This window comes from Mycobacterium sp. ITM-2016-00316 (assembly GCF_002968335.2).
Taxonomy (GTDB): domain Bacteria; phylum Actinomycetota; class Actinomycetes; order Mycobacteriales; family Mycobacteriaceae; genus Mycobacterium.
This window is the reverse complement of sequence record NZ_CP134398.1, coordinates 4319584-4339083: the sequence shown is the minus strand read 5'-3', so window position 1 is coordinate 4339083 and position 19500 is coordinate 4319584. Positions and strand designations below refer to the sequence as shown.

Genomic DNA, 19500 nt, shown 5'->3' with positions numbered 1-19500 from the left:
CCATGCCGACGCGCGTCCCGGGACTTGTCGGATACCGGACCTAGACTCGCCACGAACAACCCGACGACTTCTTCACGAACGACGATCACCGACCCGGAAAGGAGTACTGAGATGCGCTTTCTCCATACCGCCGACTGGCAGCTCGGGATGACCCGGCACTTCCTCAGCGCCGGTGGCGGCGAGGCACAGTCGCGCTACGCGGCCGCCCGCCGCGACGCCGTCTCAGGCCTGGGTGCGCTGGCCGCCGAGGTGGACGCCGAGTTCGTCGTCGTCGCCGGTGACGTGTTCGAGGACAACCAGCTTGCCCCGCGCGAGGTGAGCCTGGCCCTGGAGGCCATGCGGGCCATCGGTGTTCCGGTGTATCTGCTGCCGGGCAACCATGATCAACTCGACGCCGGGTCGGTGTACACCAGCACGCTGTTTCTCGACGAGTGCCCGGGCAATGTCACCGTGCTGGACCGTGACGGCGCGTTCGAGGTGCGGCCCGGGCTGGAAATCATCGCCGCGCCTTGGCGTTCCAAGTCGCCGACCACCGACCTGGCGGCCGCGGTGACCGCCGACCTGCCGGTCGACGGCACCGTACGCATCCTGGTCGCGCACGGTGGGGTGGACGTCCTGGACCCGGATCCGGCCAAACCGTCGCTGATCCGGCTGGCCGGGCTGGAGGCCACCATCGAGCGCGGCGCCGTGCACTATGTGGCGCTGGGGGACAAGCACTCCCGCACCCAGGTCGGCGCCACCGGCCGGGTCTGGTACTCCGGTTCCCCGGAGGTCACCAACTATGACGACATCGAGACCGATCCGGGGCACGTGCTGGTCGTCGACATCGACGAGGCCGATCCGGTGCACCCCGTGCAGGTATCCGCACGCCGCGTCGGGCGCTGGCGTTTCCTCACCTTGCGTCACGACGTGAACGACGATCGCGATATCGCCGGGCTCGACGTCAATCTGGATCAACTGCCCGACAAGGACCGCACCGTGGTGCAACTGGTGCTCACCGGATCGCTGACCGTCACCGACAAGGCCAAGCTGGACGCCTGCCTGGATCGCTACGCGCGGGTGTTCGCCGCACTGCGGTTGTGGGAGCGGCACTCCGACATCGTGGTGCTGCCCGCCGACGGCGAGTTCGACGATCTGTCGATCGGTGGATTCGCCGCCGGCGCGGTGCAGGAACTGGTCGCCGCCGCGCGTGCCGACGGCACCGACGCCGAGGACGCCCGGTCGGCGCTCGCGCTGCTGCTGCGGCTGTCCGGCGGTCACCTGGAGGGCAACGTCGCATGAAACTGCACCGGCTGGTACTCACCAACTATCGCGGGGTCGCCCATCGCGAGATCGAATTTCCCGACCGCGGGGTCGTGGTGATCAGCGGCGCCAACGAGATCGGCAAGTCGTCGATGATCGAGGCGCTGGACCTGCTGCTGACCATCAAGGATCGCTCCACCAAAAAAGAGGTCAAGGCCGTCAAGCCCACCCACGCCGATGTGGGTGCCGAGGTCATCGCCGAAATCTCCACGGGTCCCTACCGCTTCGTGTACCGCAAGCGCTTTCACAAGCGCGCCGAGACGGAGCTGACCATCCTGGCGCCCACGCGTGCGCAACTGACCGGCGACGAAGCGCATGACCGGGTGCTGGCGATCCTGTCCGAGACGATGGACACCGCGCTGTGGGAGGCGCAGCGGGTGCTGCAGGCCTCGGCCACCGCGCCGGTGGACCTGTCCGGTTGCGACGCGCTGTCGCGGGCGCTGGACGTCGCCGCGGGATCCTCCGGGGATGGTGCGGCCGACGCCGATCCGCTGCTGGTGGACCGGATCGAGGTCGAGTACCTGACCTACTTCACCCCGACCGGGCGCCCGACCGGGGCCTGGGCCGCGGCCACCCAGCGGCTGCGCGCCGCCGACGAGGAGGTGGCGCGCGCCGCCGCCGCAGTCACCGAGGTCGAACAGGCCGTGCTGCGGCACGGCACCCTGACCACCCAGCTCGCCGCGTCCGCCGCGCAGGTGGAGGCGGCTCAGGCTCGCGCGACCGCGGCGCAGCAGGCCGCCGCGGCGGTGGCGCGGCTGACCCGCGAACGCGACACCGCGCGGGTGCTCGCCGATGCCGCGACCGCGACCCAGGCCGCGGAGCTCGCGGCGGTCAACGAGCGCCGACGGCTGCGCGCGGCGATCGACGACAGGTCGAAGTCCGCAGCGGATCTGATCGCCATTGCCGCCGAATCCGCCCGCGCCCATGCCGCGGCCCAACAGGCCAAGGAGGCCGCGGCGGTCACCGCCGAGCAGGCGTGTGCGGCCGCGGACACCGCCGCCACCGCGGTGGATGATGCGCGCGGCGCCCTGGCCGCGCTCGTCGCCCGCGACGAGGCGGAACGGCTCACCGTCCAGTTGGGCAAGATCGACCGTGCCGCAGGCGAACTCGCCGAGGTGGACCGCGAGCTGGTCGGCAACACCATGACCGATGCGCTGATGGCGGAGATCGACACCGCCGTGCGGTCCGTGCAGCGAGCGGCCGATCAGGCCGAACTCGCCTCGGCCCGTATCGAACTCGTGGCGCTGGGCGATGTGCGGCTGCGGGTCGGCGACGAGTCCGTCGATCTCGCTGCGGGGCAGGACTGGTCGGCCAGTGTCGGCACGCCGACCGATATCGAGCTGCCCGGCCTGGTGCGGGCCCGGGTGGTGCCGGGAGCCGATGCACTCGATACCCACGCCACCCTGGTTGCCGCCGAAGAGGTTCTCGCCGAGGCGCTGCGCCGTGCCGGCGCACAGACCGTCGACGAGGCGCGCGACCGGCACGCCCGCCGCCGGGAGCTGCGATCCGCGCAGAGCCGGTTGCACGCCACCATCGCCGCGCTCACCGGGGACGAGACCCCCGAGCAACTGCGCGCCCGGCACGCAGAGTTGACGGCCGGACAACCGGATATCACCGGCGACACCGAGACCGCACGCGCCGCGCTCACGGCCGCTCTTACCGCGCACCGGGCGGCATCGGAGAACGCCGATGCGCAGCGCGCGCTCGCTGCGGCCGCGGTCACCGCGTGCCACGATGCCGCCGTCACCGCCGGCGTGCTGCGGGAGAAGCTCGGCACCGCGCAGGCCGAGCTCCAGGCGGCCAACGCGCGGCTGGCCGCCGATCGGCACGCCGCGACCGATGATCAGCTCAGCCTGGCGGCCGAGGCGGCCGCCGAGCAGGCCGCCCGGGTGGGTGCCGAGGTCACCCGACTGGACACCGAACTGGCCGCCACCCAGCCCGAGACGGTCGCCGCCGAACTCGACGCCGCGACCCGCTCCCTGCAGGCGCTGTTGCGTGAGCGCGACACCGCCGCCACCGCGATCACCGAACTCAGCGCGACGCTCAAACTGTATGGGACACAGGGACGTAAGGGCACCCTCGATGACGCCCACACCGAACGTGAGCATGCCCACGGCGAGTACCTGCGCATCGAGCGCCGCGCCCGCGCTGCACAGACACTGCGCACGGTGATGCTGCGGCACCGCGAATCGGCGCGTCAGCGCTACGTCGAGCCGTTCCGCGGGGAGATCGAACGGTTGGGCCGCATCGTGTTCGGCGCCGACTTCGAGGTCGACATCGGCACCGACCTGACCATCCGCAGCCGCACTCTGGGTGGCCGGACCGTCGGCTACGAGTCGCTGTCGGGCGGCGCGAAGGAGCAGATCGGCATCGTGGCGCGGCTGGCGTGCGCCTCGCTGGTGGCCAAGGAGGACACCGTGCCCGTCGTCATCGACGATGCGCTGGGCTTCACCGACCCGGACCGGCTCACCCGGATGTCCGCCGTGTTCGATTCGGTCGGCGGGGACGGCCAGGTCATCGTGCTGACCTGCAGCCCGGACCGGTATGCGGGCATCGGGGACGCGCGGCTGATCGAGTTGACCGCCTAAGCCACGGCCTCGACATGACCGGTCCCGGTGCCGTTCCCCGTCGCTGCGCTCGCCCCGGTGCTGTTCCCCGTCGCTTCGCTCGCCCCGGTGCTGTTCCCCGTCGCTGCGCTCGCCCCGGTGCTGTTCCCCGTCGCTGCGCTCGCCCCGGTGCTCAGCGCGCTCAGCCCGAGGTGATCCCGCAGCGTGTCGCCGCTGTACTCGGTGCGGAACAGCCCGCGCCGCTGCAGTTCGGGGACCACATAGTCGACGAAATCGTTGAAGGTGCCCGGGCTTTGGGCCGCCGACACCATGAAACCGTCGGCCTCGCCCGAGGAAAAGGACTCCTCGATCTGATCGGCCACCTGCGACGCGGTCCCGACGTACTGGGGTAGTAGCACACCCTGGGCGTACCACTTGCCGATATCGCGCAGGGTCAGGTTGTCCCGGTTTGCGACGCGGCGCGCGGTGTCGAACAGGCCCTGGGTGCCGGTCACCTGAACGTCCTGCACCGGTGCGTCCAGGTCGTACTTCGAGAAGTCGTGGTTGGTGTGCACGCTCAGCGTGATCAACCCGGAGATGGGATCGGCCAACTCGTTGTGGAAGGCCTGCTTCTCCCTGGCGATCGACTCGGTTTCGCCGATGAACGGGATGAACGCCGGAAAGATCAGCACCCCGTCCGGATTGCGACCGAAATTGCTTGCCCGCGACTTGATGTCGTCGTAGTAGGCGCGGCGGCCCTCCGGTGTGGGGTCGATCTCGAAGATCGCCTCGGCCCAGCGGGCGGCGAAATCCCGTCCGGTGTTCGAGGACCCGGCCTGGATGAGGACCGGACGGCCCTGCGGTGAGCGCGGCACGTTCAGCGGACCGCGGCTGCGGAAGAATGTGCCCTCGTGGTCGACCCGGCGGATCTTGTCCGGATCGGCGAACACCCCGCTGGCCTTGTCGGCCACCAGCGCATCGGAATCCCACGACGACCACAGTTCCAGCGCGGTGCGCACGAACTCGTCGGCCCGTTCGTAGCGGAACTCGTGGTCCAGGTGATCGTCCTGTCCGAAGTTCTGCGCCTCGCTGGCCGTCAGCGAGGTGACGATGTTCCAGGCGACCCGGCCGCGGGTGATGTGGTCCAGGCTGGCAAAGATGCGAGCCAGTTCGTAGGGGTGAAAGTAGCTGGCGGACTTCGTGATCGCCACACCCAACTTCGAGGTGACCGCGCCGATGCTGGCGGCCACTATCGACGGGTCCAGCGTCGCGGTGGCCTGTGTGCCGCGGCGCAGCGGCTCGGTGATGTCGGCACCGTACTGGGCCGGGGCAGCCAGCAGGTCGGCGAAGAACACGAAATCGAACTTGCCGCGTTCCAGGATGCGGCCGATGCGGTGGTAATACTCCGGCCTGGTGAAGTCGGTATCGCTGCCGGGGTGCCGCCAGGCCGCGTGGCTGTGGGTGACCTGGGAGGCGATCTGGAAGCCGCCGAGGTGCAGTTGCTTGGTCATGAATGGGTACCTTTCTCGGCGATTCGTGGAGCCGCAGTCGTACTCATTCCGACTGTGGCTCCACAAATCGGGACTCAGAAGTAGGCGTTGGCCGGGACGGGGCTGCCGTGCAGGAGGTTCTGCCCGATGACCCGTGCCTTGAGACCCACCGGGTTGTGCAGTGTGATGGTGCGGATGTTGCGCCAGTGCCGGTCCAGGTTGCGCTGCCGGCTGGCCGCGCTCGCTCCGCCCAGCTCCAACAGGCGGGTGGCCGCGATCGGCGCGATATCGTCCAGGTGCACCTTGACCTTGGCCACCTTCAGCTGCGCCTCGGCGGCCAGATCCGCGTCCGGCACACCGTCGGTTCCCGAATCGGTGGCGGCGCCGATGGCCTCGGCGGCGTCCAGTACCGCCGCACGCGCGATGTAGGCCACCGACGCCAGCTCGCCGAGCTGACGCTGCAGCAGCGGATCGTCGGTGGGACGCTCGGCCAGCGCGTGGCTGAAGCTGCGTGCCCGCGAGCGCAGCAGGTCGACGCCGTCATCGACGACATCGGCCAGGATGCCGGCGACCACGGCGTGGATGTAGAGCTGCAGCGACGCGTACTGGACCGTCGGGACCGGCTCGGCGTCATACGGGTTGTCGCTGAGCACCTCGTCCTCGGAGACCGTGACTCCGGTGAAGGTGGTGGTCCCGGTGCCGGTACGGCGTTGTCCGAAGCCGTCCCAGTCGTCGACGATTTTCACGCCGGGCCGGTCGGTGGGCACCACCACGATGGCCACGGAGTCGTGGTCGGTGGTTGCGGTGGCGGTCAGGTAGTCGGCGAACAGCGTGCCGGTGCTGTAGAACTTCTCGCCGTCCAGCCGGAACCCACCGTTCGGGCCGGGCAGCAGCCGGGTGTTGAAGACCAGGCTGCCGACGGCCTGTGAGCCCTTCTCGCTGAAGGCGTTGCCGAAGGTCTTGCCCTGCGACACCAGGTCGAGCCATGTGCGCGACTGCGAGCGAAGTCGCTCCTCGACGAACCAGAAGTGGGCACGGAAGATGTGCGCGACGATCGGGTCGGCCTGGGCGACATCGATCACCGCCGAAAACAGCTGCGGCACGGAAAGTCCCGCACCACCGAGCTCGACAGGCAGTCTCAGCGTGCCGAAGCCCGCCCGCTTGAGTGCCGCCACCTGATCAAAAGGGTTCTCGTCGTTGAGGTCTCGGTCTCTGGATCCGGAGCCGATGCTGCTCAGTAGATCCTTCCACTCGGAAGTCCCTGGCAGGATGCGCTGGTTGTGTGCAACGGATGTCATGCCGACCATTTCTAGTGGTGGCACCCGCCGGGCCGCACTGCTTGCGATCACCGCGATCCTGAGAGGTCACGCTGTGTATGTTCCGGGCGAACGGGGCACAATGGCGGTGATGACCATGTCCGCCAGGCGCCGCAGGGCCCATGACAAGCTGGCCGCCCTGCCCGGCGTGCGCCCGGTACGCCGGCCGGTGACCCGCGCCGGTGACGTGGCGTTTGACCTGTACTACGTGCGTGTCGGCCGCAAGACGGCCCATCCGGTGGTCGTCATCCCCGGCGGCCCGGGGCTGGCCTCGGTGGCGCCGTACCGGGCGTTCCGGCGGCACGCGGCCGCAGCGGGCTTCGACGTGATCATGATCGAGCACCGCGGTGTGGGTCTGTCCCGCCACGACGACGACGGTGCGGACCTCCCCCCGGAGGCGATCACCGTCAAGCAGGTGGTCGACGATGTGGCGGCGGTGCTCGACGATGCGGGTGTCGAGACCGCGCACATCTACGGCAGTTCGTATGGCTCGTATATCGCCGCGGGTGTCGGCGTGCGGCATCCGCGTCGCGTCGCCGGGATGGTGCTGGATTCCCCGGTGCTCTCGGCAGGAGATATCGACGAGATGCGGACCGCGATCCGCGGCCTGCTCTGGGAGGGCACCGACACTCCCAACGATGACGCGAACCCCGATCTCGCGCTCAAGGTCCGCACGCTGGCCGACGAGGGGATGAAACTCGACGGATCCGCTCAGGTCGCCAGCATGGTCTACGAATACGGGGGCGTGCGCCTGCTCGACCGCCAGCTCGACCTGCTGTTACACGGCCGGACGCTGCTGTGGGCGGGGCTGAGCAGGGCGTTGCGGATCATCCAGCGCAAGACGCCGTACCACCATGAGGACGATCTGGTGGGGCGAATCGCTTTCCGCGAACTGAACTTTGCCGGCGAACCCGACGGGCTGCCGCTGGACCCGTCGGTCGTGATGCGGGAAATTCACGATCCGGCTCAGGAATTCGAACGTGAGCCGTTCGACCTGGTGACCGCGATGCCTGAATTCGACTGGCCCACCGCGGTGTTGTCGGGCGGACGGGATCTCACCACGCCGCCGGCGGTGGCCCGCCAGGTGGCCGATCTCATCCCGGACGCCACCCTGGTGACACTGCCCACCGCCGGTCACAGCGTGCTGGACACCCGGGAGCGGGCGGCGCTGGAGGTCATCGGTGCGCTGCGCATCGGGGCGATCAACACGCTGGCCGACCGCGGAGTGGAATTGGACAACCTGCCCGTCAACCCGCTTGTGCGCGCCGCGATCACGGTGATCTCGGCCGCCGCCGCACTGGAATCGACACTGCCGGCGGCGGTGCCGCGGATCGTCTCGCGGATCAGGATTTCATGAATCCGATGGCCGAGTAGTTGATGTCCCCGATGCCGGTGGGTCCGTAGTTCGCCAGAGTGCTGCGGATCGCGACGTTACCGGGAGCCTGGAACAGCGGCAGGCTGTGGCCCTCCGCCCAGATCAGCTTGTCGAGTTCGTTGGCCAGGCCGCGCGCCTTGTCTTGGTCCAGCTCGGAGAGCGTCTCTTCGATCTTGGCATCGATCTCGGCACTGCCGATCTTGCCGTAGTTGCTCTCGCCCTGCGCCGCGTAGATCTGGGTGAGGCTGGCCAGCGGGAACGCGTCACCGCCCCAGGCGAACTGGGCGACGTCGAAGTTCCCGATGGTGACGTAGTCGGGGAACAGTGCGCCGCCGGCGGCGGGGACCAACTCCAGGTTGATGCCGATCTGGGCCAGCTGGTTCTGCGCGATCTGGGCGACCGCGCGCGTGCTCGCACCGTCGTAGAACACATTGCGGATCTTGAGCTGCCTGCCGTCCTTCTCCCGGAACTGGCCGTTCTGCGTCCAGCCGAGCGCATCGAGTTCGCGCTTGGCCGCCTCGGGGTCGAAGGCGACGCTGTTGTCCTGGTAGCCCTCCTGGCCGGCCAGATAGATGTGGTTGTTCAGCGCCGTCGGGTTGTCGGCGAGCCCGCGCTGGGTGACCGCCGCGATGGCCTGGCGGTCGAGTCCCTTCATGACCGCGGTGCGCAGCCCGGGATCGGACAGGATGGCGCCCTCGTTGCCGTTGATGGTGAAGTGATACCAGTTGGGCGCCGGCGCCCGCCGGATCGTGACGCCCGCGGTGCGCTTGGCGTTCTCCAGATCGTCCAGCGAGGCCAGCCCGACCGAGTCCAGGGCGTTGTTCTGCAACGCCGGGATCACCGCGGCGTCATCGAGCACGGTGTAGGTGATGGAATCCAGCAACGGCGGCGTTCCCCACCATTTCGGGTTGCGGGTCAGGATGATTCGCTGAGCACCCCGGTCGACGGTGCTGATGATGAACGGTCCCGCCGACACCGAAGGACCGTTGAGGAAGCCTTTGTTGAACGCCTCCGGGTCCGAGGTCACCGCCTTGGGGGCGAGCATGGCGTTGCCGGCGAACATGCCGCGCCAGTCCGCGAAGTGCCGCTCGAAGGTGATGACGGCCTGCCGGTCGTCGACCCCCTTGGTCACCGAGGCCACCCGCTCGCTGCCGTTGGGCGAGGCGAACAGGAATCGCTTGTCCTTGCCGCTGGTGGCGTTGATCTGGGCGGCCATGTCCTCCCAGGTGATCGGCGAGCCGTCGGACCAGACCGCCTTGGGGTTGATCGTGTACGTGACGATCTGCGGTTCGGTGCTGGTGAGTTCGACGCTGGTGAAGTAGTCACTGTTGACCGTCATCTCGCCGTCGGGCTTGATGACGAACGCGCGCGGCAGCGTCGCCCGCAGCATCCTGCCGAGCTCGCCGAGATTGCCGTCGACGTGCAGGTAGTTGAAGTTCGGCGGGAAGCCGGTCAGCGCGAGCCGCAGATTTCCGCCCTGCTGCAGTGTGGCGGGATCTTGGGGGTTGATATCGGCGGTCGCGCCGATCTCGGCATTGCCTCCCGCTGATGGCACGGAGGTGTCCGGGCTCGAACAACCGGTCAGGGCCAGCGTCACCGCCGCGCCAACTGCGAGCAGACGTGAAATCGCACTCATGCGCATCGACTCTAACCGTGATCGGGCTGGTGGCGGGGGACCGCCGACAGCAGCCGGCGGGTGTAGTCGTGTTGCGGCGCGTCGAACACCTGATCGCTGTCGCCCTGTTCGACGATGCTGCCCTTGTGCATGACGGCCACCCGGTGTGCCAGGTGCCGCACCACCGACAGGTCGTGGGAGACGAACAGGTAGGCCAGTCCGAAACGCTCCTGCAGGTCCAGCAGCAGGTTGATGATGCCGGCCTGGATCGACACGTCCAGGGCCGACACCGGCTCGTCCAGTGCCAGGATCTTGGGCTGCAGCGCCAATGCCCGTGCGATGCCGATGCGTTGTTTCTGCCCGCCGGAGAACTCCGCGGGGTAGCGGCCGGCGTCCTCGCGGCGCAACCCGACCAGGCCCAGCAGCTCGGCCACCCGCTCCTCGGTCGCTGCACGATCGAAACCCTTGGCGCGCAGCGGTTCTGCGAGCACATCCAACACCGGTAGCCGAGGGTCCAGGGACGCGACAGGATCCTGGAACACCACCTGCAGATCGCCACGCAGCCGTCGCCGGCCGCGGCGGTCCAGTGTCGCCACATCGGTGCCGAGGACCTCGATGCTGCCGGACTGCGGGGCGGTGAGTTCGAGAATCTGATGCAGTGTCGTCGATTTGCCGGACCCGGATTCGCCCACGATGCCCAGGGTGCGGCCCTGATGCAGGTCGAAGCTGACACCGTCGACCGCACGCACCTCGCCCACGCGGCGGCGGAACACCACGCCCTTGGTCAGCACGTAGGTCTTGGCCAGTTCGCGCACCCGCAGCACGACCTCGCCGGTGCCTGCGGCCGGATCCGCCTGCGGCGCGAGTGGCACCCCGTAGATATCGGCCGCGCTGCGCCCGCCGACCTGGTCGCTGTGGATGCAGGCGACCTGGTGAGTGGGGCCGATCGTGACGAGTTCCGGTTCGGCGGTGTGACACTCGTCGGTTGCCAGCGGGCAGCGCGGGGTGAACGGGCAGCCCGGTGGCAGAGCCGCCAGGGACGGCGGCGCCCCCGGGATGGGCACCAGACGTTCGCCGCGGGGTGCGTCCAGGCGCGGCACCGAACCGAGCAACCCTGCGGTGTAGGGCATCCGGCGGTTTCGGTACAGCTCGGCCACCGGTGCGGTCTCGACAGCACGGCCGGCGTACATGACCAGTGCGCGGTCGGCGAACTCGGCGACGACCCCGAGATCGTGGGTGATGATCAGCACGCCGGCACCGGTGACATCGCGTGCCGTGCGCAGCACGTCCAGAATCTGGGCCTGCACGGTCACGTCGAGCGCCGTCGTCGGCTCATCACAGATCAGCAGGTCCGGGTCGTTGGCGATGGCGATCGCGATGACCACGCGTTGCCGCTCGCCGCCGGACAGTTCGTGCGGGAACGCTCGGGCGCGTTGTTCGGGCTGGGCGATGCCGACCAGTTCGAGCAGTTCGATCGCGCGGGTCCGGGCCTGCCGGGCGCCGATATCGCGCCGGTGGATCCGGATGGCCTCGGCGATCTGATCGCCGACGGTATAGACCGGGGTCAGTGCCGACATGGGATCCTGGAAGACGGTGCCGATCCGGGCGCCGCGGATGCGCGACATCTGCGCGTCCGGCAGCCCGATGAGCTCATCGCCGTGCAGCTTCACCGAACCGGATACCTCGGCGAATTCGGGCAGCAACCCGATGACGGCCATCGCACCGGCCGATTTGCCCGCCCCGGATTCCCCCACCAGCGCGACGACCTCGCCGGAGTCCACGTGATAGTTCAGGCCGCGCACGGCGGCGACGGTTTCGGTGTCGGTGGGAAACGCGACCCGCAGGTCGCGCACGTCGAGCAGGGTCACCGGCGCCTCCTGGGCCGTGCCGCCGGGTCCATCGCATCGCGCAGGCCATCACCGATCAGGTTGGCGCACAGCACGATCAGTACCAGCACCCCGGCCGGGAACAGGAACACCCAGGGGAATGTCGTCACCGACCTGGTGCCGTCGGCGATCAGGGTGCCCAGCGAGACGTCCGGCGGTTGCACGCCGAACCCGAGGAAGCTCAGCCCGGTCTCGGCCAGGATCGCGATGCCGACGTTCAGCGCGGTGTCGATGATCAGGATGGATGCCACGTTCGGCAGGATGTGGCGGACGATGATCCGCCGGTTGGACACACCCATGTACCGTGCCGCGGAGACGAATTCACGTTCCCGCAGGCTCATCGTCATGCCACGTACGATGCGGGAACTGATCATCCAGCTGAACACGGAGAGCAGCAGGATCAGCCACAGGACGCTGCCGGATTCGCGGGTACGTGGCGTCACGATCGCGATCAGCAGGAAGCTCGGGACCACCAGCAGCAGATCGACGATCCACATCAGGGCGCGGTCGCGCCAGCCGCCGAAGTACCCGGCCACCGCACCGACGGTCGCGGCGATCAGGGTGGAGATGAACGCCACGGCGACGCCGATCAGCAGCGACTTCTGCATCCCTCGCAGGGTCTGGGCCAGCAGGTCCTGGCCGATCGAATTGGTGCCGAACCAGTGCGTCGTCGACGGCGGCTGCTGCAGCGCGTAGTAGTCCAGATCGGTGTGCGAGTACGGCAGCAGCGGCGGCAACACCCAGCAGCTGACGAACAGCAGGGCCAGCACGGCCAGCGAAATCACCGCGGGCCGGTTGCGCAGGAACCGGCGCAGCACCAGAGTGCGCCGGGACACGAATTGGTACTCGGTGTTCGTCATCCCACACGCACCCTGGGGTCGAGGGCCGCATAGATGACATCCGACAGCAGACCGGCGAGCAGGATCGTCACCCCGGTGAAGACCGTGATGGCGACGACGATATTGGTGTCCTGGGTGGTGATGCCCTGAATCACCCACTCGCCCATGCCGTGCCAGCCGAAGATCTTCTCGACGAACACCGCGCCGGTGAACAGGCCGCCGACGCTGTAGGCGAACAGCGTGGCCATCGGGATCAACGCGGTACGCAGGCCGTGTTTGAACAGCGCCTGCCTGCGGGTGAGCCCCTTGGCGCGCGCCGTGCGGATGAAGTCCTGCCCCAACACATCCAGCATGGCGTTGCGCTGGTAGCGGCTGAACCCGGCGATGGAGGCCAGCGCGAGGGTGAAGGTCGGCAGCACCAGATGCTGTACCCGGTCCACGAACTGGTTCCACCACCCGCCCATCGCGTCGGACGATGTCTCCCCGGTGTATTCGAACAATTGCACCCCGAGTATCGAATTCACCTTCAGCGCGCCGAGGATCAGCAGGTTGGCCACCACGAACGTCGGTGCGCTGAGAATGAGCAGCGAGGCCACCGTGATCGCGCGGTCGGAGAAGCGGTACTGCCGGATGGCGCCCCACGCGCCGACGACGACGCCGATGAGCGTGCCGACGACCGACCCGATCAGCACCAGCCGCAGGCTCACCCCGATGCGTCGCCACAGTTCGTCGGTCACCGGCTGCCCCGTCACGGTGGTGCCGAAGTCGCCGCGGACGGCACCGCTCACCCAGTCGAGGTAGCGCACCGGAATCGGCTTGTCGAGATTGAGCTCGGCGGCCTTGGAGTCGATGACGGCCTGAGGCGGGCGCGGGTTGCGTTCCAGCAGGCTGTCCAGTGGGGAGAACGTCAGCGATGTCAGCGTGAAGGTGAGGATCGAGGCCAGCGCCAGCAGCACGATGTAGTTGAGCAGCCGGCGCGCCAGGAACCGGGTCATGCGGTGGATCCGCTGCTGGGCTGCATGCGGACAGGGTAGGAGATGGACGCGTCGCTGGCGCGTGAGGCGCGGCGAATGTGCGTTTCAGGCCTGGCTGGGCGGGTAACCCATCCGCCATGACATCGAACAAACTGAAGCTGCTCTTTGCCAGCGCGGGCGTCGGTGCAGTACTGGCCATGACCGGCCTCACCGCCGTCCAGACCACCACGTTCAGTGCTGATCCGGCGTTGCCGGAGCCCACGGTGCCCGGTGTTGTCACCGAGGTGACCGAGGCGCCCACCGAGGGGCCCACGCTGGAAGCCGAGACCCCGACCTACACCACAACCACCACGGTGGCCCCGGCCCCCTGATCGTTACCTGACCAGTGACCTCGGCGGTGGGCCGGGTGGCCCGAAGCCGCCCGGCCCGCCGTTCTGGTCAGCGCGGTCGGTGGCGGCGTAGATCGCCCCACCACCGATCACTCCGATGACCACCGCGACCAGCACCGCCAGCGCGCTCTGGCGTGGGTTCCACTGACCTGACATACGGCCACCCTGCAGAACGCAGCTGGGTGCCGGCTGTGCGCCCCTTCGGAAGGTGATGAGCGGACATCTCACAGGTTGCGCATAGGAATGGCACAGGGTCCGCCCACCGGGGTGCCAATAATGGAGGTATGACGTCCCACGAGGCAGCGGCACGTGCGGTGATGCACCGCGCCGACGGCCGGCCGATCCAGGTTCTCGTCGTCGACGACGAGCCTGTGCTGGCCGAGTTGGTCTCGATGGCACTGCGCTACGAGGGATGGGATATCGCGACCGCCGGTGACGGCGCCGGGGCCATCGAACTCGCCCGCGAGAACCCGCCGGACGTGGTGGTCCTCGACGTGATGTTGCCGGACATGAGCGGGCTCGACGTGCTGCGACGGCTGCGGGAGATGCAGCCCGGTCTGCCGTTGCTGCTGCTCACCGCCAAGGATTCGCTCGAAGACCGGATCGCCGGGCTGACCGCCGGAGGCGACGACTACGTCACCAAACCGTTCAGCATCGAGGAGGTCGTGCTGCGGCTGCGGGCACTGCTGCGCCGCACCGGCGTGGCCAACGACGCGAGCGACGCCCAGATCGTCGTGGGAGACCTGGTGCTCGACGAGGACAGCCACGAGGTGACCCGAGCAGGCGAACCCATTTCCCTGACCGCAACGGAATTCGAGCTGCTGCGGTTCATGATGCGCAACGCCAAGCGGGTGCTGAGCAAAGCCCAGATCCTGGACCGGGTGTGGAGCTACGACTTCGGCGGCCGGTCCAATATCGTCGAACTATATGTGTCCTACCTGCGCAAGAAGATCGACAGCGGGCGCGAACCGATGATCCACACCCTGCGCGGCGCCGGATACGTCCTGCGCCCGCCGCGCTGATTCGATGAGGAGCCGGCTTCTCGCACCGCGCACCTGGTCGCTGCGGATGCGGCTACTGGTCACCCAGGTGCTGCTGTTGGCGCTTGTCTGCGTGGCCATCGGGGTCGCCACCGAATTCGCGTTGCAGCGCTTCCTGATGCGCCAGCTGGACACCCAGGTCGTCGAGGCCGCTCGTCGCTCGGTCGGGATCATGGAATTGCCGCCGCCGTTCCACCTGCCGCCCCCGCCGCCGGGCAGCCCGCCGCCGCAGATCCGGTTCCGCTTCGATCCCGAGCAGGGCCCGGGTCCCGGGTTTCTGAACGCCCCGGGGCAGGCGATCAACACGGTCGGCGCGGTGATCGGTCCGCGTGGCCCGATCGGCGGGCCGGAGCGCAGCGTCCGGGCACATGAGATCGACAGCGGCGTGATCACGTCCGAGGGGGCCACCGCCGATATCAGCACGGCGGCATCCGCGCAGCTGACCCAGGTGCCGGCTGATGGCACCCCGGTCACCATGGACCTCGACGGGTTGGGTTCCTACCGGGTGATATCGGAGCAGCCGCGGCGCGGCGCGGCGACCGTCGTCGTCGGGCTGCCCACCACCGTCGTCGACGAAACCCTGTGGTGGGTGTTGCTGATGTTCTGCGTGGTCTCGGCGGCCGCGCTGGCCGCTGCCACCGCCGCCGGAATCTGGATCATCCGACGCCAATTGGAGCCGCTGTCAAAGGTATCCGCGGCGGCACGCAAGGTTGCCGACCTCAGCTCGACAAGGGGGAGGTGCGGTTGCCGACACCGATCGTGCCGGTCGATCCGGACAGCGCGCACACGGAGGTCGGTCAGTTGGGCTCGGCGCTGAACCGGATGCTGGACCGCATCGCCGGCGCGCTGTCCGCGCGCCACGCCAGCGAGACCCGGGTCCGGCAGTTCGTCTCCGATGCCAGCCATGAGCTGCGCACCCCGCTCGCGGCCATTCGCGGCTATACCGAGCTGGCGCAACGCAAACGAGATGAGCTGCCCGAGGATGTCGCGCACGCGATGAGCCGGGTGGAATCCGAGACCCAGCGTCTCACCACCCTGGTGGAGGACATGCTGCTGCTGGCCCGTCTCGATGAGGGGCGTCCGCTGGAACGGGTCACGGTCGATCTGGTCCAGGTGGTGGCCGACGCCGTCAGCGACGCCCATGCCGCCGGACCCGAGCACGAATGGACGCTCGAGCTGCCCGATGACCCCGTGCAGGTCACCGGCGATCAGGCCCGCCTCCACCAGGTGCTGGCCAATCTGCTGACCAATGCCCGGGTGCACACCCCGGCAGGCACCACCGTCACCACGTCGGTGACGATGGGAAGCGATGGCACCGCCGTGCTGTCGGTCACCGATGACGGACCCGGTATCCCAGAAGCGCTGCAACCGGAGGTCTTCGAGCGGTTTGCCCGTGGTGACTCGTCGCGCTCCCGGCGTGGGGGCAGCACCGGGCTCGGCCTGGCGATCGTGGCGGCCGTGGTGAAGGCGCACCGCGGCACGATCGACCTGCACAGCGTTCCCGGGGATACCCGGTTCGTGATCACCCTGCCGGCCGACGGTCACAGCTGACGCACAGCCCGGGCACATACGGGGCGTAGCGGCGCCCACCAGAATCGTCGGATGACCGACGTACCGACGCGCGCTCCCGTCACGACATCGCCGCCGCGGCGTCCGGGCGTCGAACGTCTCGCGTTCGGGATCCTGCTGGTCGCCACCGCGGCGCTGTACCTGTGGAATCTGTCAGTCAGTGGCTGGGCCAACAGCTTCTACTCCGCGGCGGTGCAGGCCGGCAGCCAGAACTGGACGGCGTGGGTCTTCGGATCCAGCGATGCGGCCAACGCGATCACCGTCGACAAAACCCCGGCCGCGCTATGGGTGATGGGTCTGTCGGCGCGGCTGTTCGGATTCAGTTCGTGGAGCGTGCTGGTCCCGCAGGCCTTGATGGGGGTGGCCTCGGTCGCACTGCTGTACGCGGCCGTGCGGCGGGCCGGAGGGCCCGGTGCGGCCCTGCTCGCCGGCGCGGCGTTCGCGTCGACACCGGTGGCGGCGTTGATGTTCCGGTTCAACAATCCCGACGCCCTGCTGGTGCTGTTGCTGGTGGCCGCGGCGTACTGCGTGCAGCGCGCCTGCGCGCCGGACGCCGGACGGTGGTGGCTGGTGGCCGTCGGAGGGCTGGCCGGATTCGCCTTCCTGGCCAAGATGTCGCAGGCCTTCCTGGTGCTGCCCGCGTTCGCCGCCGCCTATCTGATCTGTGCGGCCGCTCCGCTGCGGACCCGGCTGCTGCGACTCGGCGCCGGCATTGCGGCACTGGTGGTTTCGGGCGGCTGGTATCTGCTGCTGGTCGAACTGTGGCCGGCCGAGCACCGCCCGTTCATCGGTGGATCGCAGCACAACAGCATCGTCGAACTGGCACTCGGCTACAACGGTGTGGGCCGGCTGACCGGGGCCGAGACCGGCGGGCTGGGAAACCTGAACTTCGATGTCGGCTGGGGGCGGCTGCTGGGCAACGGGATGGGCGCCGATATCGGCTGGCTGCTGCCCGCCGCACTGATCTGCGCCGGCGCCGGTGTCGTCCTGACCTGGCGGGCGCCGCGCACCGACCCGACCCGGGCGGCGTTGATCATCTGGGCCGGTTGGCTGGTGGTGACGGCCGCGGTGTTCAGTTACGCCAACGGCATCGTGCACTCGTACTACACCGTGGCCCTGGCGCCCGCGATCGCCGCGTGCCTGGGTATCGGATCGGAATTGTTGTGGCGCAACCGGAACAGGCCGCCCGCTGCGACCGCGCTGGCCGCGACGGTGCTGGTGACGATCACCCTGGCGGTGGTACTGCTGGCCCGCAGGCCGGACTGGATGCCGTGGCTGCGACCGTCGATCGCGGTGGTCGGCGTGACCGCGGCGGTCCTGCTCCTGGTGTCCGGTCGGCTGCCGAGACCGCTCGCGAGCCTCGTCACTGTCCTGGCGGCCATGGCGGTCCTGGCCGGGCCGGTGGCCTACGCGGTGGCCACCGCCGCGGCCCCGCATCGGGGGGCTATCCCGATGGTCGGACCGTCGCGCGGAGACTTCGGCCCGGCATTCCTGGATGCGCCGGAGCCGGCACCGGAACTCACCGCGCTGCTTGTCGACGGCGCCGCGGGCTACACCTGGCCGGCTGCGGTGGTCGGCTCGAACAATGCGGCGGGCTATCAACTGGCCGCCGGTGTCCCGGTGATGGCCGTCGGCGGGTTCAACGGCACCGACCCCGCGCCCACGCTGGACGAATTCCGCGGGCTCGTCGCGGACGGGCGCATTCACTACTTCATCGAATCGCGCATCATGGCCGGTTCCCGCACCGACCATGGGGGCAGCGAAGCGGCGGTGGACATTGCGGACTGGGTGGTGCAGAACTTCGTCCCGCGGACCGTCGGCGGCACCGTCGTCTACGACCTCACCGCCGCCGGTTCGGACTCATAGCCGGCACACAGCTTGCGCCAACGGACGGCACACCGTGGACGAAGAGCATGGACACCATGACCGAGATCCTCTCCGCGGCACGCCCCAATGTCGCACTGACCATCCCCGGTGTGCCGGTCGTGGACATCGTGGTGCCGGTCTTCAACGAACAGGCGACTCTGGAGAACTCGGTGCGCAGGCTGTACCGGCACGTGCGCGACAATTTCACTTTCGCGGTCCGCGTCACCATCGCCGACAACGCGAGCACCGATGACACCCCCCGCATCGCCGCCGCACTCGCCGCTGAGCTCGAGGGTGTGCGCATGGTGCGGCTGGAGGAGAAGGGTCGCGGACGCGCACTGCACAAGGTCTGGAGCGAATCGGACGCGCCGGTGCTGGCCTACATGGACGTGGACCTGTCCACCGATCTGGCCGCGCTGGCACCGCTGGTGGCCCCGCTGCTGTCCGGCCATTCCGACCTGGCCATCGGCACCCGACTCAACCGCAGTTCACGCGTCGTCCGCGGCGCCAAGCGGGAGTTCATCTCACGCTGCTACAACCTCATTCTCAAATCGACGTTGTCCGCCGGCTTCTCCGACGCGCAGTGCGGTTTCAAGGCGATCCGGGCCGATGTCGCCCGTGAACTGCTGCCCTATGTCGCCGACACCGGCTGGTTCTTCGACACCGAACTGCTGGTGCTGGCCGAACGCAGCGGCCTGCGGATCCACGAGGTGCCGGTGGATTGGGTCGACGACCCGGACAGCCGGGTCGATATCGTCGCCACCGCGAAGGCCGATCTGCGGGGGATCGGGCGCCTGTTGCGCGGGTTCGCCGACGGCTCGATTCCGGTCAACACCATTGCCGCCCAGTTGGGTTCGCGCCGCGCGGCGGCTCCGGGATCGCTGCTGCGCCAAGTGGTGCGGTTCGGCACCGTGGGCGTGCTCTCCACCGCGGCCTACCTGCTGCTGTTCCTGATGTTGCACGGACTTGTCGGAGCCCAGCTGGCCAATCTGCTGGCGCTGCTGCTGACCGCGATCGGCAACACCGCGGCCAACCGGCGGTTCACCTTCGGCGTGCGCGGTGCCGGTGCGATCGCGCGGCACCACGTCGAAGGCCTCATCGTGTTCGCCATCGCGCTGGCCATCACCAGTGGCTCGCTGGCGGGTCTGCATGCCGTGACCGATCGGCCCGACCAGTTGCTGGAGACATCCGTGCTGGTGATCGCCAATCTGGTGGCCACCGTGGCGCGCTTCGTGCTGCTGCGCGGCTGGGTCTTTCACCCCCGCCGCCGCTGACACCCCTGACGCTGATAAG

14 protein-coding genes and 1 pseudogene are annotated in these 19500 nt (G+C 68.8%); 8 read left to right on the top strand and 7 right to left on the bottom strand.

Annotated elements, in window-relative coordinates; translation table 11 throughout:
• The first annotated feature begins 111 nt into the window (after window positions 1-111).
• Both C6A86_RS20825 and C6A86_RS20820 read left to right on the top strand, forming a co-directional pair.
• Window positions 112-1281, top strand: coding sequence for an exonuclease SbcCD subunit D (locus tag C6A86_RS20825; protein WP_105366763.1), 1170 nt, complete (start codon window positions 112-114; stop codon window positions 1279-1281).
• Window positions 1278-3890, top strand: a complete 2613-nt coding sequence (locus C6A86_RS20820; protein ID WP_105366762.1) for an ATP-binding protein — start codon at window positions 1278-1280, stop codon at window positions 3888-3890. The genes C6A86_RS20825 and C6A86_RS20820 overlap by 4 nt, the downstream gene beginning before the upstream one ends.
• Here the strand turns inward: C6A86_RS20820 and C6A86_RS20815 are convergent.
• Together C6A86_RS20815 and C6A86_RS20810 are read right to left on the bottom strand one after the other, a co-directional pair.
• Window positions 3887-5359, bottom strand: a complete 1473-nt coding sequence (locus C6A86_RS20815; protein WP_233213300.1) for an LLM class flavin-dependent oxidoreductase — start codon at window positions 5357-5359, stop codon at window positions 3887-3889. The genes C6A86_RS20820 and C6A86_RS20815 overlap by 4 nt on opposite strands.
• A 74-nt stretch (window positions 5360-5433) precedes the next feature.
• A complete protein-coding gene (locus tag C6A86_RS20810) occupies window positions 5434-6645 on the bottom strand; it encodes an acyl-CoA dehydrogenase family protein (RefSeq protein WP_396835367.1) in 1212 nt (403 codons plus the stop codon).
• Window positions 6646-6745: 100 nt separating this feature from the next.
• Between C6A86_RS20810 and C6A86_RS20805 the strand changes: the two genes are divergently transcribed.
• Window positions 6746-8011 (top strand): alpha/beta fold hydrolase, encoded by a 1266-nt coding sequence (locus C6A86_RS20805; RefSeq protein ID WP_105366812.1) that lies wholly within the window; start codon window positions 6746-6748, stop codon window positions 8009-8011.
• Here the strand turns inward: C6A86_RS20805 and C6A86_RS20800 are convergent.
• Genes C6A86_RS20800 through C6A86_RS20785 form a run of 4 tightly spaced genes read right to left on the bottom strand, consistent with a single transcriptional unit; the run spans window position 7998 to window position 13364 of the window.
• On the bottom strand, window positions 7998-9665 hold the full coding sequence (locus C6A86_RS20800; RefSeq protein WP_105366761.1) for an ABC transporter family substrate-binding protein: 1668 nt from the start codon (window positions 9663-9665) through the stop codon (window positions 7998-8000). The genes C6A86_RS20805 and C6A86_RS20800 overlap by 14 nt on opposite strands.
• Window positions 9666-9676: 11 nt before the next feature.
• Window positions 9677-11512, bottom strand: a complete 1836-nt coding sequence (locus C6A86_RS20795; RefSeq protein WP_105366760.1) for an ABC transporter ATP-binding protein — start codon at window positions 11510-11512, stop codon at window positions 9677-9679.
• Window positions 11509-12390 (bottom strand): ABC transporter permease, encoded by an 882-nt coding sequence (locus C6A86_RS20790; protein ID WP_105366759.1) that lies wholly within the window; start codon window positions 12388-12390, stop codon window positions 11509-11511. Before C6A86_RS20790 ends, C6A86_RS20795 begins: the two co-directional genes overlap by 4 nt.
• Window positions 12387-13364: an ABC transporter permease gene (locus tag C6A86_RS20785; protein WP_105366758.1), complete on the bottom strand. Its 978-nt coding sequence runs from the start codon at window positions 13362-13364 to the stop codon at window positions 12387-12389. The genes C6A86_RS20790 and C6A86_RS20785 overlap by 4 nt, the downstream gene beginning before the upstream one ends.
• 116 nt (window positions 13365-13480) lie before the next feature.
• On the opposite strand from C6A86_RS20785, the gene C6A86_RS20780 reads away from it, so the two are divergent.
• Window positions 13481-13714 (top strand): hypothetical protein, encoded by a 234-nt coding sequence (locus C6A86_RS20780; protein ID WP_105366757.1) that lies wholly within the window; start codon window positions 13481-13483, stop codon window positions 13712-13714.
• A 3-nt stretch (window positions 13715-13717) separates the two neighbouring features.
• On the opposite strand, the gene C6A86_RS20775 is transcribed toward C6A86_RS20780, so the two are convergent.
• Window positions 13718-13888, bottom strand: a complete 171-nt coding sequence (locus C6A86_RS20775; protein ID WP_199196476.1) for a hypothetical protein — start codon at window positions 13886-13888, stop codon at window positions 13718-13720.
• Between the two features lie 161 nt (window positions 13889-14049).
• On the opposite strand from C6A86_RS20775, the gene C6A86_RS20770 reads away from it, so the two are divergent.
• The 4 genes and pseudogenes from C6A86_RS20770 to C6A86_RS20755 all read left to right on the top strand — a co-directional run bounded on the left by C6A86_RS20770 (window position 14050) and on the right by C6A86_RS20755 (window position 19481).
• Window positions 14050-14754 carry a response regulator transcription factor gene (locus C6A86_RS20770; protein ID WP_199196481.1) on the top strand — a complete coding sequence of 235 codons (705 nt, stop codon included), beginning with the start codon at window positions 14050-14052 and terminating at the stop codon, window positions 14752-14754.
• A 4-nt stretch (window positions 14755-14758) separates the two neighbouring features.
• Window positions 14759-16323: pseudogene (locus C6A86_RS20765) on the top strand (sensor histidine kinase).
• A 51-nt stretch (window positions 16324-16374) separates the two neighbouring features.
• The gene (locus C6A86_RS20760; protein WP_105366754.1) at window positions 16375-18207 is read left to right on the top strand and encodes a glycosyltransferase family 39 protein; all 1833 of its coding nucleotides are present in this window, start codon (window positions 16375-16377) and stop codon (window positions 18205-18207) included.
• Window positions 18208-18263: 56 nt separating this feature from the next.
• Window positions 18264-19481: a glycosyltransferase gene (locus C6A86_RS20755; RefSeq protein ID WP_233213299.1), complete on the top strand. Its 1218-nt coding sequence runs from the start codon at window positions 18264-18266 to the stop codon at window positions 19479-19481.
• The last annotated feature ends 19 nt before the right edge of the window (window positions 19482-19500 follow it).